At 34.1% G+C, this 14,091-nt stretch carries 16 protein-coding genes and 2 tRNA genes; 16 read left to right on the plus strand and 2 right to left on the minus strand.

Annotation, left to right across the window (positions count from 1 at the left end):
- The first annotated feature begins 135 nt into the window (after window positions 1-135).
- From MN581_RS00105 to MN581_RS00155, 11 genes are all read left to right on the plus strand, one after another.
- A complete protein-coding gene (locus MN581_RS00105; protein WP_117972098.1) occupies window positions 136-1,305 on the plus strand; it encodes an ABC transporter substrate-binding protein in 1,170 nt (389 codons plus the stop codon).
- A 62-nt stretch (window positions 1,306-1,367) separates the two neighbouring features.
- The gene (locus MN581_RS00110) at window positions 1,368-2,243 is read left to right on the plus strand and encodes a branched-chain amino acid ABC transporter permease (RefSeq protein ID WP_241698894.1); all 876 of its coding nucleotides are present in this window, start codon (window positions 1,368-1,370) and stop codon (window positions 2,241-2,243) included.
- Between the two features lie 9 nt (window positions 2,244-2,252).
- The gene (locus MN581_RS00115; RefSeq protein WP_241698895.1) at window positions 2,253-3,206 is read left to right on the plus strand and encodes a branched-chain amino acid ABC transporter permease; all 954 of its coding nucleotides are present in this window, start codon (window positions 2,253-2,255) and stop codon (window positions 3,204-3,206) included.
- Entirely contained in the window at window positions 3,199-3,975 is a 777-nt protein-coding gene (locus tag MN581_RS00120; RefSeq protein ID WP_241698896.1) for an ABC transporter ATP-binding protein, read from the plus strand. Before MN581_RS00115 ends, MN581_RS00120 begins: the two co-directional genes overlap by 8 nt.
- Entirely contained in the window at window positions 3,975-4,679 is a 705-nt protein-coding gene (locus MN581_RS00125; protein ID WP_117972101.1) for an ABC transporter ATP-binding protein, read from the plus strand. The genes MN581_RS00120 and MN581_RS00125 overlap by 1 nt, the downstream gene beginning before the upstream one ends.
- A 4-nt stretch (window positions 4,680-4,683) precedes the next feature.
- Window positions 4,684-5,334 (plus strand): CBS and ACT domain-containing protein, encoded by a 651-nt coding sequence (locus MN581_RS00130; protein ID WP_241698897.1) that lies wholly within the window; start codon window positions 4,684-4,686, stop codon window positions 5,332-5,334.
- Window positions 5,335-5,417: 83 nt separating this feature from the next.
- Window positions 5,418-5,624: a DUF2969 family protein gene (locus MN581_RS00135; RefSeq protein WP_241698898.1), complete on the plus strand. Its 207-nt coding sequence runs from the start codon at window positions 5,418-5,420 to the stop codon at window positions 5,622-5,624.
- Between the two features lie 79 nt (window positions 5,625-5,703).
- Window positions 5,704-5,784, plus strand: a tRNA-Tyr gene (locus MN581_RS00140).
- 8 nt (window positions 5,785-5,792) lie between these two features.
- Window positions 5,793-5,864: transfer RNA gene (locus MN581_RS00145), tRNA-Gln, on the plus strand.
- A gap of 97 nt (window positions 5,865-5,961) precedes the next feature.
- Entirely contained in the window at window positions 5,962-6,153 is a 192-nt protein-coding gene (locus MN581_RS00150; RefSeq protein WP_117972104.1) for a hypothetical protein, read from the plus strand.
- A 131-nt stretch (window positions 6,154-6,284) separates the two neighbouring features.
- A complete protein-coding gene (locus MN581_RS00155; protein WP_117972105.1) occupies window positions 6,285-6,992 on the plus strand; it encodes a GntR family transcriptional regulator in 708 nt (235 codons plus the stop codon).
- A gap of 26 nt (window positions 6,993-7,018) precedes the next feature.
- Here the strand turns inward: MN581_RS00155 and MN581_RS00160 are convergent, their stop codons facing one another.
- The gene (locus MN581_RS00160; RefSeq protein ID WP_117972106.1) at window positions 7,019-7,663 is read right to left on the minus strand and encodes a YigZ family protein; all 645 of its coding nucleotides are present in this window, start codon (window positions 7,661-7,663) and stop codon (window positions 7,019-7,021) included.
- Between the two features lie 54 nt (window positions 7,664-7,717).
- Here MN581_RS00160 and MN581_RS00165 point away from each other — a divergent pair, with 54 nt between their 5' ends.
- Window positions 7,718-8,290 (plus strand): hypothetical protein, encoded by a 573-nt coding sequence (locus MN581_RS00165; RefSeq protein ID WP_241698899.1) that lies wholly within the window; start codon window positions 7,718-7,720, stop codon window positions 8,288-8,290.
- Between the two features lie 44 nt (window positions 8,291-8,334).
- Here the strand turns inward: MN581_RS00165 and MN581_RS00170 are convergent, their stop codons facing one another.
- Window positions 8,335-9,258, minus strand: a complete 924-nt coding sequence (locus MN581_RS00170) for an alpha/beta fold hydrolase (RefSeq protein ID WP_241698900.1) — start codon at window positions 9,256-9,258, stop codon at window positions 8,335-8,337.
- 98 nt (window positions 9,259-9,356) lie between these two features.
- Here MN581_RS00170 and MN581_RS00175 point away from each other — a divergent pair, with 98 nt between their 5' ends.
- The 4 genes from MN581_RS00175 to MN581_RS00190 all read left to right on the plus strand — a co-directional run bounded on the left by MN581_RS00175 (window position 9,357) and on the right by MN581_RS00190 (window position 14,084).
- A complete protein-coding gene (locus tag MN581_RS00175; protein ID WP_241698901.1) occupies window positions 9,357-10,661 on the plus strand; it encodes a DEAD/DEAH box helicase in 1,305 nt (434 codons plus the stop codon).
- Complete coding sequence (locus MN581_RS00180; protein WP_117972110.1) at window positions 10,658-11,344, plus strand: ComF family protein; 687 nt, start codon at window positions 10,658-10,660, stop codon at window positions 11,342-11,344. The genes MN581_RS00175 and MN581_RS00180 overlap by 4 nt, the downstream gene beginning before the upstream one ends.
- 143 nt (window positions 11,345-11,487) lie before the next feature.
- On the plus strand, window positions 11,488-12,042 hold the full coding sequence (gene raiA, locus MN581_RS00185) for a ribosome-associated translation inhibitor RaiA (RefSeq protein WP_117972111.1): 555 nt from the start codon (window positions 11,488-11,490) through the stop codon (window positions 12,040-12,042).
- A 149-nt stretch (window positions 12,043-12,191) separates the two neighbouring features.
- Window positions 12,192-14,084, plus strand: coding sequence for an ABC-F family ATP-binding cassette domain-containing protein (locus MN581_RS00190; RefSeq protein WP_241698902.1), 1,893 nt, complete (start codon window positions 12,192-12,194; stop codon window positions 14,082-14,084).
- Window positions 14,085-14,091 lie beyond the last annotated feature (7 nt).

Below are 14,091 nucleotides of genomic sequence, written 5' to 3' on the forward strand. Positions count from 1 at the left end.
TAACTTAGACCTTTTTTATTAACGGTCTATTTTTTTATTTTAGAATTGTCTGAAAATTCTGTTGACTTATATTTAATATTAACTTATATTAATAAATAACTTATTTAATTCTAATAAAGAAGTGAGGAAAGTAAAATGAAAAAAATTCTAGGAATGCTTATGGGTGCAACGTTATTGTTATCTGCTTGTGGAACACCGGGTGGAGGAACTGCTCAAAATACGAAATCACAAAAAGATGCTGATACAGTCAAAATTGGTTTAAACATGGAATTATCTGGTGCAGCTGCTGGGTATGGTAACCAAGAAAAAGAAGGTGCCGAACTTGCAGTGAAAGAAATCAATAAAGCCGGTGGGATTAACGGTAAGAAAATTGATTTAGTTGTCAAAGATAATAAAAGTGATACGGCCGAAGCAGCAACAATTGCAACGAGTTTAACAACAAGCGACAATGTCATTGGAATGATCGGTCCAGCAACATCCGGTGCGACAAAAGCAGCTAGTCCAAACGCAACAAAAGCCAAAGTCCCAATTATCACACCATCTGGGACCGATGATTCTATTACAGTAAATAATGGAACAGTTCAAGAATATATTTTTAGAACATGCTTTCAAGATTCTTTCCAAGGGGTTATCTTAGCTAACTATGCAACTGATAATTTGAAAGCGAAAAAAGCAGTGATCATTGGAGACGTATCAAGTGATTATGCAAAAGGATTAACTAAATCATTTAAAGAGACATTTAAAGGTGACATTGTGGCTGATGAAAAATTTAATGCGAAAGATAAAGATTTTAAAGCCATTCTAACAAAAATAAAAGACAAAGATTTTGATTTTATTTACTTACCAGGCTATTACGAAGAAGCTGGTTTAATCATCAAACAGGCACGTGAAATGGGAATTGAACAGCCAATTATCGGGGCTGATGGATTCTCAGATTCTAAATTAATTGATATTGCTGGTGATGAAAATATGAGTAATATCTACTATACGGCTCATTTTTCTGAAAAAGCACCTGCTTCAGATAAAGTAAAAACATTTATTGAGACATTTAAAAAAGAGTATGGTAAAACACCAAGCTCATTTAATGCGTTAGCATATGATTCTGTTTACATGGTTAAAGCTGCTTTAGAAGCTGAAAAAGAAAATACAAGTGAAGCATTAACAAAAGGTTTAGCAACATTAACAGACTTTGAAGGTGTGACAGGTACCATGACAATGGATAAAAATCATAATCCGAAAAAACCAGCTGTTGTAATCGGACTTGAAAAAGGCGAAGAAAACACAGCAGAAGTGGTAAATCCGTAAAAAATCATGAAAACCAAGGGACTGGACAAGAGTTCCTTGGTTTTTCAAAAGGAGGAGAAACAATGAATGTCCTTCAACAATTAGTCAATGGACTCTCATTAGGAAGTATTTACGCACTATTAGCCCTAGGGTATACAATGGTGTATGGAATTATAAAGTTAATCAATTTTGCTCATGGTGAAATATATATGATTGGTGCTTTTATTGGGTACTATGTGGCTAATAACTTTGGTTTTGGCTTAGTTTTAACACTTTTAACATCTATGATTATCTGTGCGATTTTAGGGATGTTGATTGAATTTTTAGCTTATCGTCCACTTAAAAATTCAACACGTATTGCAGCGCTTATTACAGCAATAGGGGTATCATTCTTACTACAATCATTAATGATCTATTTCGTGGGAGCAGATACAAAACCTTATCCTCAATTAATGAAAAATATAACTTATGATTTAGGCATATGCCAAATTAGTAAAATTCAACTCGTGATTATCGCAATGTCAATTTTTTTAATGCTGTTATTACAATTTATCGTGCAACAAACAAAAATGGGGCGTGCCATGCGTGCAGCAAGTGTTGATCCCGAAGCAGCTCAATTAATGGGGATAAATGTAAATTATACCATTTCATTTACTTTTGCACTTGGCTCGTCATTAGCTGCTGCAGGTGGTGTATTAATTGGTCTTTACTATAATAGTATAGACCCAATGATGGGTGTTGCTCCTGGTCTTAAAGCGTTTATCGCTGCCGTGTTTGGTGGAATAGGGATTATTCCAGGTGCCGCACTTGGTGGGTTTGCGATCGGTATCATCGAAACGGTCGTGAGTGCTTTAGGGTTTACAGCTTATCGAGATGCAGCCGTTTACTTGATTTTAATTATTGTATTACTTGTTAAACCATCTGGATTATTAGGTAAAAATATTAAGGAAAAAGTGTAGGTGATAACAATGAAAGAACGATTGAAAATAAATGGGATTTGGTTAGCGATAATGGTCGTTATTTTTGCGATGCTGGCAATCACTTACTCGACTGGATTGATGTCACCTGTTGTCGAAACAACATTAGTAATGATTGGTATCAACATTATTCTAGCAGCTGGACTTAACTTGGTTATTGGTATTTCTGGTCAATTTTCTTTGGGACATGCAGGATTTATGGCGATTGGAGCTTATACAACGGCAATTATGACAATAAAGATACCGTCAATTGTTGGGTTTTTAATTGGATTAGTTTTAGGTTGTATTCTTTCAGGAATTGTGGCACTTTTAGTTGGTATTCCAACTCTGCGTCTTTCTGGTGACTATTTAGCCATTGCAACATTAGGTGTATCTGAAATTATTCGCTCATTGATTATGAATATGGATCAAATCACTAATGGTCCAGCCGGATTATTTGGTATTCCTCCTTTTGTAACCTGGTCAATGGTTTATTTATTTGTTTGTATCACATTGATTTTGATGACAAATTATATTCATAGCGCAGCAGGACGTGCGACGTTATCTGTTCGAGAGAATCTAATCGCAGCAGAATCTATGGGTGTGAATGTGACAAAGTATAAAGTGGTTGCTTTTGTGATTGGTGCCATGACCGCAGCCGTTGCTGGGGGAATGTATTCAAGCTATGTTCAAACGATTGTGCCAGGGAACTTTGATTTTATGAAATCAATTGATATTCTAATCATCGTAGTATTTGGTGGAGTTGGAAGCATGACAGGAACTGTTGTAGCAGCCGTTTTACTTGGTGTATTGAATATGTATTTACAAGATTTTGGTGCCATTCGTATGATAATTTATGCGTTTGCTCTAGTTATCATCATGATTTTCAAACCTTCTGGCTTATTAGGAACAAAAGAATTTTCAGTGAAAAAATTATTGAGTAAAGGAGGTAAACAACATGTCTGAGTTAAACATTAGTCATTTGACAAAGAATTTTGGTGGATTAGCTGCCATTCAGGATTTAAATTTACATTTTGGTGATAATGAGTTGATTGGTTTAATCGGCCCAAATGGAGCGGGAAAAACGACGCTTTTTAACTTGATTACAGGTGTATATGAGCCAAGTTCTGGAAGTATTGAATTAACACATGATAGTAAGACAATAACGTTAAATGGTATTTCTCCGTTTAAAATTGCGCAATTAGGTATTAGTCGAACGTTTCAAAATATTCGCTTGTTTAAAGACCTAACAGTTCTTGATAATGTATTAATTGCAATGACCGCAAATACTAAAGAAAGTGTATTGTCTGGCATGTTACGTTTACCATCTTTTTATAAAAAAGAAGATAAAATGAGAGAAGAAGCAACGAAATTATTAGGTCTATTTGAATTAGAGGACAAAAAAGATAATTTAGCGAAAAATTTGCCTTACGGGGAGCAACGCCGTTTAGAAATTGTCCGAGCTTTAGCAACAAAACCGAGCATTTTATTTTTAGATGAACCGGCAGCTGGGATGAACCCACAGGAAACAGAAGAATTAACCCAATTAATCAAACGAATTCAAAAAGAATTTGGATTGACGATTGTCTTGATTGAACATGATATGTCGTTAGTTATGGAAGTCTGTGAGAGACTTTATGTATTAGAGTATGGGGCATTGATTGCCTCAGGGACACCAGAAGAAATTAAGCAAGATAAACGCGTTATTCAGGCGTATTTAGGTGGTGAACAGTAATGTTAAAAGTTGAAAATTTATCTGTGCATTATGGCATGATTCAGGCAGTAAAAGATGTGTCTTTTGAAGTAAATAAGGGAGAAATTGTCAGTTTAATTGGGGCTAACGGAGCTGGTAAAACGACTATTTTAAAAAGTTTATCAGGCTTAGTAAAGTCTTCAGGTGGTTCGATGACATTTAATAATGAAGATCTAACAAAAAAATCAGCTCCGACTATTGTAAAAAGCGGTTTAGTTCAAGTGCCAGAAGGTCGTCATATTTTTGCAGGAATGACGGTTATGGAGAACTTGGAACTTGGTGGCTTTATTCATAATAATCATGATGAGAAAAAAGAAATTTTAGATTATATTTTTGAAACATTCCCTGTGTTGAAAGAAAGATTAAAACAAGATGCCGCAACACTTTCAGGTGGAGAACAACAAATGCTTGCTATGGGGCGAGCGTTGATGACCAAACCAGATTTATTATTACTGGATGAACCATCAATGGGACTTGCACCTATCTTTATTCGTGAGATTTTTCATATTATCGAACGGATTAACAAACAAGGAACAACCATTCTTTTAATCGAACAAAATGCCAATATGGCGTTGAAACTTTCTGATAGAGGATATGTATTAGAAACAGGTCAAGTGGTGCTTAAAGGAAGCGGTAAAGAGTTATTAGAAAGTGAAGAAGTACAGAAAGCTTATTTAGGAGGATAGAGTTATGTTAGTAAAAGACTATATGTCAACAGAAGTGATTACGACTTCCCCTGAAACACCTGTTTTTCAAGCAATGGACTTAATGAAACAAAAAAATATTCACCGTTTGCCAGTTGTAAAAGACGATCAATTAGTTGGATTGGTCACTGAAGGAACAATTCAAGAAGCGATGCCGTCAAAAGCAACCAGCTTAAGCGTGTATGAAGTGAATTATTTGTTAAATAAAATGACTGTAGCCGATGTGATGATTAAAGACGTTCATACTATCAAGGCCGATGAATTTATTGAAGAAGCCATCAAGATTATGCGTGAGTATAATATTGGTGTGTTGCCTGTTGTGGATGTTAACAGGACTATTCAAGGTATTATCACTAGTACAGATGCATTTGGTGCCTTTTTAGCTATTACTGGTTATGGAGAGAATGGGACGCGTGTTGCGATTTCAATTAAAGACGATCATCCTGGTGTGTTGGCTGATTTAACGAAAGTATTAGCTCAAGATAAATTTAATATCGTTCAGATTATTGTGTATCGTCAAACAAAGAATGTTATTATCGTGATACAAGTTGTCGAAAAAAATGCCACTAAATTAGAAAAATCACTAATTGACAATCAGTATGATGTTATTATGTGTTTAGAGACTGAAAGAAGCTAAAAAGCTTCTTTTTCTCTTAACAAAGGCAAAAATATATGGTATCCTATATGAGTTCGATGCATGAAAGGACTGAAATATTACAGATGAAAAAAAATAAACCAGTTGAAGTTGAAATTAAAGAATTATCAACTCATGATGAATTGTTAATTGGAAAAAAAGTCATTGGAAAAGTAACAAAATTGTCAGATAAAAAATTTGAAGTTGAAACAACAGATGGTATTTTAGGTATATACAAAACACAAGACGATGCCTACGAAGAAGCATTAAAATATTGGAATTTAAATAATTAAAAAAATTTAAAAAAGTACTTGATTTTTTTTTTGAAATTAGTTATTATATGGAAGTCGGGTTGATAAACTTGATTGATACGGAGGGGTAGCGAAGTGGCTAAACGCGGCGGACTGTAAATCCGCTCCTTCGGGTTCGGCAGTTCGAATCTGCCCCCCTCCATTTCTTATTGGGCTATAGCCAAGCGGTAAGGCAACGGACTTTGACTCCGTCACTCGTTGGTTCGAATCCAGCTAGCCCAGTATTATCTAACACTGAAATCGGTGTTAGATTTTTTTTTATTTTCTTTTGTGGTATGATAGAGGTGTATTAACTTAACTATAAAGGAGATTTAATCACATGGGCGAATTATCTGAAAAATTAGTATCTCAAATTCTAGAATATCGTGACATTTTATCGAGCAATGAAGTAATGGAAACTATCAAAGACAAAGCTCAAATGGTATTTCCAACAAAAGAATACGATGCACCAACTAAAACTAAAAAATTGAAGCAAAATCAACGTAAATGGCGTGCAAAAAATCATTATTAATTAGTCATTAAGTTATTAGGAGTAGGGAACTACTCCTTTTTTCTATTTTATTTCGTTATGATATATAATGTTGTCATTGATTATAAAAATAGCTATAATATAGATAATGACATTTAAAAGGACGTGAATAAATGACTCCAAAGTTACCTGTTTATATTCAGATACACGATAAGATAAAACAAGAAATAGAAGATGGTATCTGGAAGATTGGTGACAGGTTACCTTCTGAAAGGGAATTGTCTGAAGTATTTGGCGTGAGTCGTATGACACTAAGACAGGCTATTCAAACGTTAGCAGATGAGGGAATACTGGAGAGAAAAATTGGTTCCGGTACATATATTGCAAGGCAAAAAGTACAAGAGACGATGATAGGAACGACTAGTTTTTCAGATATTATTCGTTCTCAGGGAAGCCAACCTTCTAGTAAAACATTGTCTTACTTTGTGACTGCACCAAGCTCCAGTGAAATGGAAAAACTACGATTGACAAAAGATCAAAAGATTTTAAAAATGGAACGAATACGTTATTCAGATGATATACCAATTTGTTTTGAAGTAGCAAGCATTCCTCATCATTTGATTGAAGATTTTAGTAAAGAGGAAATCACACGTTCTTTATATAACGTAATGGTTAGTCAAGGACATGGAGTGATTGGAAAATCTTCTCAAACGATATCTGCGCTAAATGCGTCTGAAAAAATCGCACATTATTTAGAATTGAAAAAAGGCGATGCAGTCTTACGTTTACGACAAGTATCTTATTTTGATAATGGCACACCGTTTGAATACGTTAGAAGTCAATACGCAGGTGAGCGTTTTGAGTTTTACTTAGAAAAATAAAAAATAAATCCTGGAGCAGTAGTGCTCTAGGATTTATTTATTGGAACCTCACAGTAGTCTAACGCCCCTTTTTTTAATGAAAATTGAGCATTCAGTAGGTTTGTAATACTTTCTTCAAAAGTTGTCACACTGACTTCATCTACCATAATGTGTAAGGTAACTGTATCGCTAAATTCAGTGTCGCTAAGGGTGTATTCGGGGTGATTAGTTAGAAAATGTTCTAACTTACCATGGATGGAATAGTCCACTGTCACAATCATCTCTTGTTGCAATTTTCCTTCGACTAACCCGATGTGCTCAATGGCTTCAGAAACAGATGAACTATAAGCACGAATCAAGCCACCAGCACCAAGTTTTGTACCACCAAAGTATCTTGTCACAACAGCTAAAACATTTCGTAGTTTTTTTACCTTTAACACTTCAAGCATCGGGACACCTGCTGTTCCACTTGGTTCACCGTCATCGCTTGAACGTTGGATTTCTTGTTTATCTCCAAGAACGTAAGCGACACAATTATGATTAGCTTTCCAATGTTTTTTTTTGATTTGTTGAATGATTTCTTTTGCTTCATCTTCTGTTTCTATTCGCCTTAAGTGGCAGATAAAAGACGATTTTTTTATGACGATTTCATAATCGCCATCTTGTTTTATGGTATAGTAATTTAATAGCATATAGGTAACCCCCAAAAAATTAATTTAGTAAAATGTTTTAAAAGGAGAATGATTATGCAAAAAAAACGAATAGGGTTGTTAGTGTTAGTCATGGTATTCGTCTTAAGTGCCTGTACATCTACAAAGAATGACACCACACATGATTCAAGTACAGATATGACAAGTGACATTAATAAAAAAGATAAACTTGTTTATACCTTAGAATATGATCATCATCAATATCAGTTTAACATGCTTGATGGTTGGCGTAAATTTCCAAACAGTGATAAGTCGATTGCTTTTTTATTGGGAAACAAAGATTCTAAGTCATTTATGTCTGCGGGATTTGAAGAAAAAGGAAATAAGACGTTAGAGGATTATAAAACAGACTATTTAAAAAAATTAAATGATGCTAACGCGACTGTTGTGATTGAACCAGAAAAAAAAGAACTAAATGGGTGGAATGCCTATTATCTTGGTGTTGAAATGAAAGATAATAAAAATCGTGTCTTAACCTATCGAATTTATTTGGTAGAAACACCTGATTATTTTATTAACCTTGGTGCATGGACAAGTGAAGAGAATCCAAAAGAAGCAACTATTCAAGGTCTAGATGATATTTTATCAACCTTTAAAGAAAAAGATTAGAATAAAAGCATGACTTTTCAATAATAGAAAAGTCATGCTTTTTTCTATAGTCGGTGACGTATCCAATCATAAATATCTAATGTGACATCTAACGATTCTTTTTCATTTAATATTTCATGTCTTAAATCATTATATAAGCGAAGCGTGACATCCTTAAAGTAATTGTCACTCAATTCTAGAGCTAATTTTCTAGGGCCTTTTCCATAGTTTCCAACAGGATCTTTTTCGCCGCTAATAATTAACACTGGCAAATCACGTTGGATGGTGATAAACCAATGTTTTTTTGTGGCGTCATCCATAAGAGAAAGAAGTGTATAGAATCCATTATTTGTAAAAATAAACCCACACTGTTCATCTTGTTCGTAAGATTCGACGTTATCAGGGTTTTTAGAGAGCCAACTAAAAGGAGAATGAGCTGGTTTAAACTTTTGATTAAATGAACCAAACAATAATTTATCCATGGCAGGATTTTTTGTCTTAGGAGAGACTATATTCAATCCTTTCGCCATTTTAACCCCAAAACTTATCTCTTTGCGTCGGTTAGTTGATCCCATTAAAATAGCGCCTTTAACAAGATGTGAGTATTTCTTTAAATAGTTTCTCACCACAAAAGATCCCATACTATGACCTAAAATAAACAAAGGAGTATCCGGATAACGACTTTTTGCATATTGGGTAATTTGAAAAGTATCCTCCACTATAATAGAGGCACTATCACCTTCACAGAAAAAACCATGTAGAGGATTATCCATATCCACTGATTCACCATGACCTAGGTGATCGTGTCCAATGACTAGGATGTCATGAGCAGATAAATAGCGCGCTAATGGGTCATATCGTTCGACGTACTCTGCCATACCGTGTACGACTTGTAAGATTGCTTTTGGTTTTTTAGTGGAATTATGCCAGATAATACCATTTAAATCTGTATTACCATCTAAAGATTCAATAACAAATTTTTTCTTCATAATTATACCCTTTCTATAATCCAATTTATCCTTATTATAGTCTATTTAAAAGTGAGTCACTAGTATAATGCGTAGATTATTTATAGGAGGAGATAATATTGTATAAAACATTGCAGGGACGTCAGTTATTAAAACAAGAAATACCTCATCCATTAAGAAAATACTTAAAAAAGGATAACAGCATAAAAAAAGTTAAAGCGATGACGTATAGTAAAAAAGATATTACCTGTCGTCGTTGTGGACATGTCAATAATCAAGATTCTTGTCAGATAAATGGTGGCTTTTATTGTGATTATTGTCTTAATATGGGAAGGGTGACAAGTGAAGATGTTTTATATCGTATCCCAAAAAGCCCTCGAAAAACGTCACAAAAAACACATTGTTTTTGGCAAGGAGAACTAACTAAACAGCAAGCATGCATCTCTCAAGAAATATTAGATTCTTACCGTCGTAAACGACATCATTTTGTTCATGCAGTGACAGGGGCTGGTAAAACAGAGATGCTATTTCCTTTAATAGAACAAGTGTTGACAGATGGAAAAGTTATTGGAATAGCCACTCCACGCATTGATGTGTGTTTAGAATTGTATCCCAGAATGAAAGAGGCATTTCAAGATACGACAATCAATTTGTTATATGGCCATTCTTCTCAAACATATAATGGCGCATCTTTCATTATTTGTACGACACATCAACTTATGCGTTTTTATCGTTATTTTGATGTATTGGTTATAGATGAAGCCGATGCGTTTCCTTATGTTCATTCTGATGAATTACAGTATGTAGCAAAACAGTCATTAGAAAAAAAGGGATGTTTTGTTTTTCTAACTGCTACGAGTAATCCAAGACTAGAACATTATTCTAATACGGAAAAAAGTATGCTAGCTAAACGGTTTCATGGACAAGACTTACCTGTTCCTAAAACAATCTATTGTCGGAATTTAGCCATAAATTTACGAAAAGGAAAATTGCCTAAAAAAATGAGGATGGAAATAGAAGCAAGTGATCAATCTTATATTCTTTTCTTTCCGGATATTGCTTTAATGTCTATGGTTTATCCTGTTGTTAAGAAAACATGGCAGAAAAAAAAGGTCGCAATGGTACATGCATCATCTGATACTAGGGAACAAGTGGTGAAACAAATGAGAGAAGGGAAGATTGATCTGTTACTAAGTACAACGATTTTAGAACGAGGGGTTACATTTAAAAATATTTCCGTCATGGTAGTGTGTGCGGATCACCGAGTATTTAATCGTGCGAGTTTAGTTCAAATTGCAGGACGAGTGGGCCGAAGTGTGGATTATCCGACCGGACACGTCATCTTTTTGCATGAAGGAAAAAATCAGGCCATGGTATCAGCTATAAAAGAAATAAAACAAATGAATAAAGAGGCTAAGAGATGAAGTGTGTGTTGTGTCACGGGGTATTAAAGAACCAAGTAACATTTCGAGAACTGTTATTAGGTAGTCAGATTAAAAATCATTGTTGCGATAAATGCCATAGTCAATTTCAGCCAATTAATCCGTTGCTTGAAAAGAGATGTATCTATTGTCGGAAAGTGTCACGAGAAACTGTATGCGAAGATTGTTTATATTGGGAAAAAAACCAAATAATCTTAGAGCCACATCATGCCTTATATGAGTACAATGAGTCTATGAGTGAATTTATGACCAGTTATAAATTTCAAGGAAATCGTACACTAGCAAAAGCTTTTAGTTCTGATATTAATCAAGTGTTTAAACAGTTGACTTATGATATGGTTATCCCTATTCCTTTATCTAAAAAACGATTAGCTGATCGTGGGTTTCATCAAGTGGAAACACTGTTGGAAGATGCATATGTTGATTATGAGTCGATATTAAAAAAAAGAAGACACACGAGAAAACAATCAGGCAAAACAAAAGAAGAACGACTTAAAACGATTCATCCGTTTTACTTAAATCAATCTGACCAAGATATTATCTATCAAAAAACGATTATTTTAGTTGATGATGTTTACACAACAGGAAGTACGATATTGCAGGCAAAACGTTATCTTTTGAGTAAACATGCTAAAAAAGTCATAACGTTTTCCTTAGCAAGGTGAAAATAATGAAGCGTTTTCTATCAAAGTGTTTGTCATTTTATGATAAGTTCGATATAATAAAGGTGGGAAGATAAGGGGATTAAATTAAGTCTTAAACGTTCTTATCTTTTTAGTTTTAGTGATAGATGAAAGGGGTAATAGTTATGTTTAGATACAATGTAAGAGGCGAGAACATTGAAGTTACTCAAGCCATAAGAGAATATGTAGAGAAAAAAATTGGCAAATTAGAAAAATATTTTACAAATGTGCCGGAATCAACAGCACATGTTAATTTAAAAGTGTATTCTGATAAAAATGCTAAAGTGGAAGTAACCATTCCATTACCATACTTAGTACTTAGAGCTGAAGAAACTTCTCCAGATTTATACGGAAGCATTGACTTAGTGGTCGACAAGTTGGAGCGACAAATTAGAAAGTACAAAACAAAAATTAATCGTAAATCAAGAGAGACTGCCTTAGATGTAACCAAAGAAATGGTATTTTCTCCCAATAATTCTACAGAACAACATGACGAACCAGATTTAGAAATTGTTCGAACAAAACGTTTATCATTAAAACCTATGGATAGTGAAGAAGCAGTCTTACAAATGAACATGTTAGGTCATAACTTCTTTATTTTTGAAGATGCAGAAACAAATGGAACAAGCATTGTTTACAAACGTAAAGATGGTAAATATGGTTTAATTGAAACAAATTAATAAATAAAAACACTTCGTAGAAAGTCATAAAATACTTTCTACGAAGTGTTTTTATCATTTATATTATCAAGTACCCCATACGATATCAACTTGTGAAGGGAAGATAAATCTGATAAACTGATTAGGATTAAATAGAGACGGGTGATCAGATGAAGCTTTTACGAGCAGATAATTTAGATAAAAATTATGGAACAAAGCAATTATTAGATAATGTTTCTTTTTTAATAAAAGAAAAAGATCGTATTGGGTTAATCGGAATTAATGGAACAGGTAAATCAACGTTGATTAAGATTTTATCAGGAAAAGATCATGCAGAAAAGGGATCGATTGATTACCCAAATGATTATAAAATTGGTTATCTTTCGCAAGATACCATCTTTTCTGAAGATATTTCAGTATTAGATGCTGTCTTTGATGATGATACACCTGTTATGAAAGCTATTCGTTCGTATGAGAAAGCATTGGTTGATTTGGCACAAGATGGAGAAAATCCAGCAGTACAAAAAGCTTACGAAAAAGCTGAAGAAGCAATGAATAAAGAAGATGCTTGGTTAGCTGAGACAAGTGCTAAAACCATTTTAAATAAATTAGGCATTTTATTTTTAGATAAAAAAGTATCAGAGCTATCTGGAGGCCAACAAAAAAGACTAGGATTGGCACAAGTCTTAATCCAATCACCTGATTTACTTCTTTTAGATGAACCAACCAACCATTTAGATTATGAAACCATTCAATGGCTAGAAGATTATCTGAATCATTATCAAGGGTCACTCATCGTGATAACGCATGATCGCTACTTTTTAGATCGTGTGACGAATCGAATATTTGAATTAGCTAACGGAACATTACACGAATACACAGGAAATTATCAAGCTTATTTAGTGCAACGAGCAGAACGTGAAGAACAAGAAAAGAAAAGCTTACACAAAAATAAACAGCTATTTAAGCAAGAACTTGCTTGGATGCGAGCTGGTGTAAAAGCTCGTGGCACGAAACAACAAGCTAGAATTAATCGCTTTAATGATTTGAAAGATAAAGTAAGTGGTTCAAGTGATAAGGGAAACTTAGAATTTTCAGTTGGTACAAAACGATTAGGTAAAAAAGTCATTGAAATAGAACATGCTAATTTTCAAATAGCTAATCAAGTTATTTTAAAAGACTTTGAGTTGTTAGTCCAAGCTAATGAACGATTAGGCATTACAGGAGAAAATGGTTCTGGAAAATCAACCTTGCTAAATCTTATTGCTGGGAATTTAACGTTGGATAGTGGTGTGATTGAGTTAGGAGAAACAGTCAATATCGGGTATTATACCCAAACGAATGATACATTAGATGAAAGCAAACGCATTATTTCTTATTTACAAGAAATTGCTGAAGAAGTAAAACAACAAGATGGTACAGTGATTAGTGTCACAGAGATGTTAGAGCGATTTTTATTTCCAAGAAATGTGCACGGGACATTGATTAGTAAATTGTCAGGTGGCGAGAAACGCCGTCTGTACTTACTTAGCATTTTAATCCAACAACCAAATGTGTTACTATTAGATGAGCCAACGAATGATCTAGATGTCGAAACATTAACTATTTTGGAAGATTATCTGTCTGATTTTCCGGGTGCAGTTATTGCTGTTAGTCATGATCGTTATTTTTTAGATAAAACAATGGACAAGTTACTCATTTTTAAAGGACAAGGTGACATGACAACTTTTTATGGCTCAATGAGTGATTATGTTGAGCAGACAGGTGAGCAAGAGTCAGTTGAGAAAACTACTAAATCAACTACAACTAAAAAAGTTGATAAAGTAGTCTCTAATGATGGTGAGAAAAAGAAATTGACTTATAAAGAAAAAATTGAATGGGATACAATTGAAGAAGATATTGCCCAATTAGAAGAGAATATTGAGTCATTGAACGAACAAATGTTAGACAATAGTAGTGATGCTATAAAATTACAAGATTTGCAAGCGACACTAACAACTACCGAACAAACTCTTGAAGACAAACTTGAGAGATGGGAATATCTTAGTGAATTTGCTGATTAATAAATCA

The sequence above is a fragment of the Vagococcus sp. CY53-2 genome (assembly GCF_022604695.1).
GTDB lineage: Bacteria > Bacillota > Bacilli > Lactobacillales > Vagococcaceae > Vagococcus.

Excerpts from the sequence above, each read along its gene's own strand:
- MN581_RS00165 (WP_241698899.1), top strand. The coding sequence starts at position 7,718 with ATGCAAAAAAAACGAATAGGGTTGTTAGTGTTAGTCATGGTATTCGTC.
- MN581_RS00120 (WP_241698896.1), top strand. The coding sequence starts at position 3,199 with ATGTCTGAGTTAAACATTAGTCATTTGACAAAGAATTTTGGTGGATTA.
- MN581_RS00170 (WP_241698900.1), bottom strand. The coding sequence starts at position 9,258 with ATGAAGAAAAAATTTGTTATTGAATCTTTAGATGGTAATACAGATTTA.
- MN581_RS00190 (WP_241698902.1), top strand. The coding sequence starts at position 12,192 with ATGAAGCTTTTACGAGCAGATAATTTAGATAAAAATTATGGAACAAAG.
- MN581_RS00135 (WP_241698898.1), top strand. The coding sequence starts at position 5,418 with ATGAAAAAAAATAAACCAGTTGAAGTTGAAATTAAAGAATTATCAACT.
- MN581_RS00125 (WP_117972101.1), top strand. The coding sequence starts at position 3,975 with ATGTTAAAAGTTGAAAATTTATCTGTGCATTATGGCATGATTCAGGCA.
- MN581_RS00155 (WP_117972105.1), top strand. The coding sequence starts at position 6,285 with ATGACTCCAAAGTTACCTGTTTATATTCAGATACACGATAAGATAAAA.
- MN581_RS00105 (WP_117972098.1), top strand. The coding sequence starts at position 136 with ATGAAAAAAATTCTAGGAATGCTTATGGGTGCAACGTTATTGTTATCT.
- raiA (WP_117972111.1), top strand. The coding sequence starts at position 11,488 with ATGTTTAGATACAATGTAAGAGGCGAGAACATTGAAGTTACTCAAGCC.
- MN581_RS00180 (WP_117972110.1), top strand. The coding sequence starts at position 10,658 with ATGAAGTGTGTGTTGTGTCACGGGGTATTAAAGAACCAAGTAACATTT.
- MN581_RS00130 (WP_241698897.1), top strand. The coding sequence starts at position 4,684 with ATGTTAGTAAAAGACTATATGTCAACAGAAGTGATTACGACTTCCCCT.
- MN581_RS00160 (WP_117972106.1), bottom strand. The coding sequence starts at position 7,663 with ATGCTATTAAATTACTATACCATAAAACAAGATGGCGATTATGAAATC.
- MN581_RS00115 (WP_241698895.1), top strand. The coding sequence starts at position 2,253 with ATGAAAGAACGATTGAAAATAAATGGGATTTGGTTAGCGATAATGGTC.
- MN581_RS00110 (WP_241698894.1), top strand. The coding sequence starts at position 1,368 with ATGAATGTCCTTCAACAATTAGTCAATGGACTCTCATTAGGAAGTATT.
- MN581_RS00150 (WP_117972104.1), top strand. The coding sequence starts at position 5,962 with ATGGGCGAATTATCTGAAAAATTAGTATCTCAAATTCTAGAATATCGT.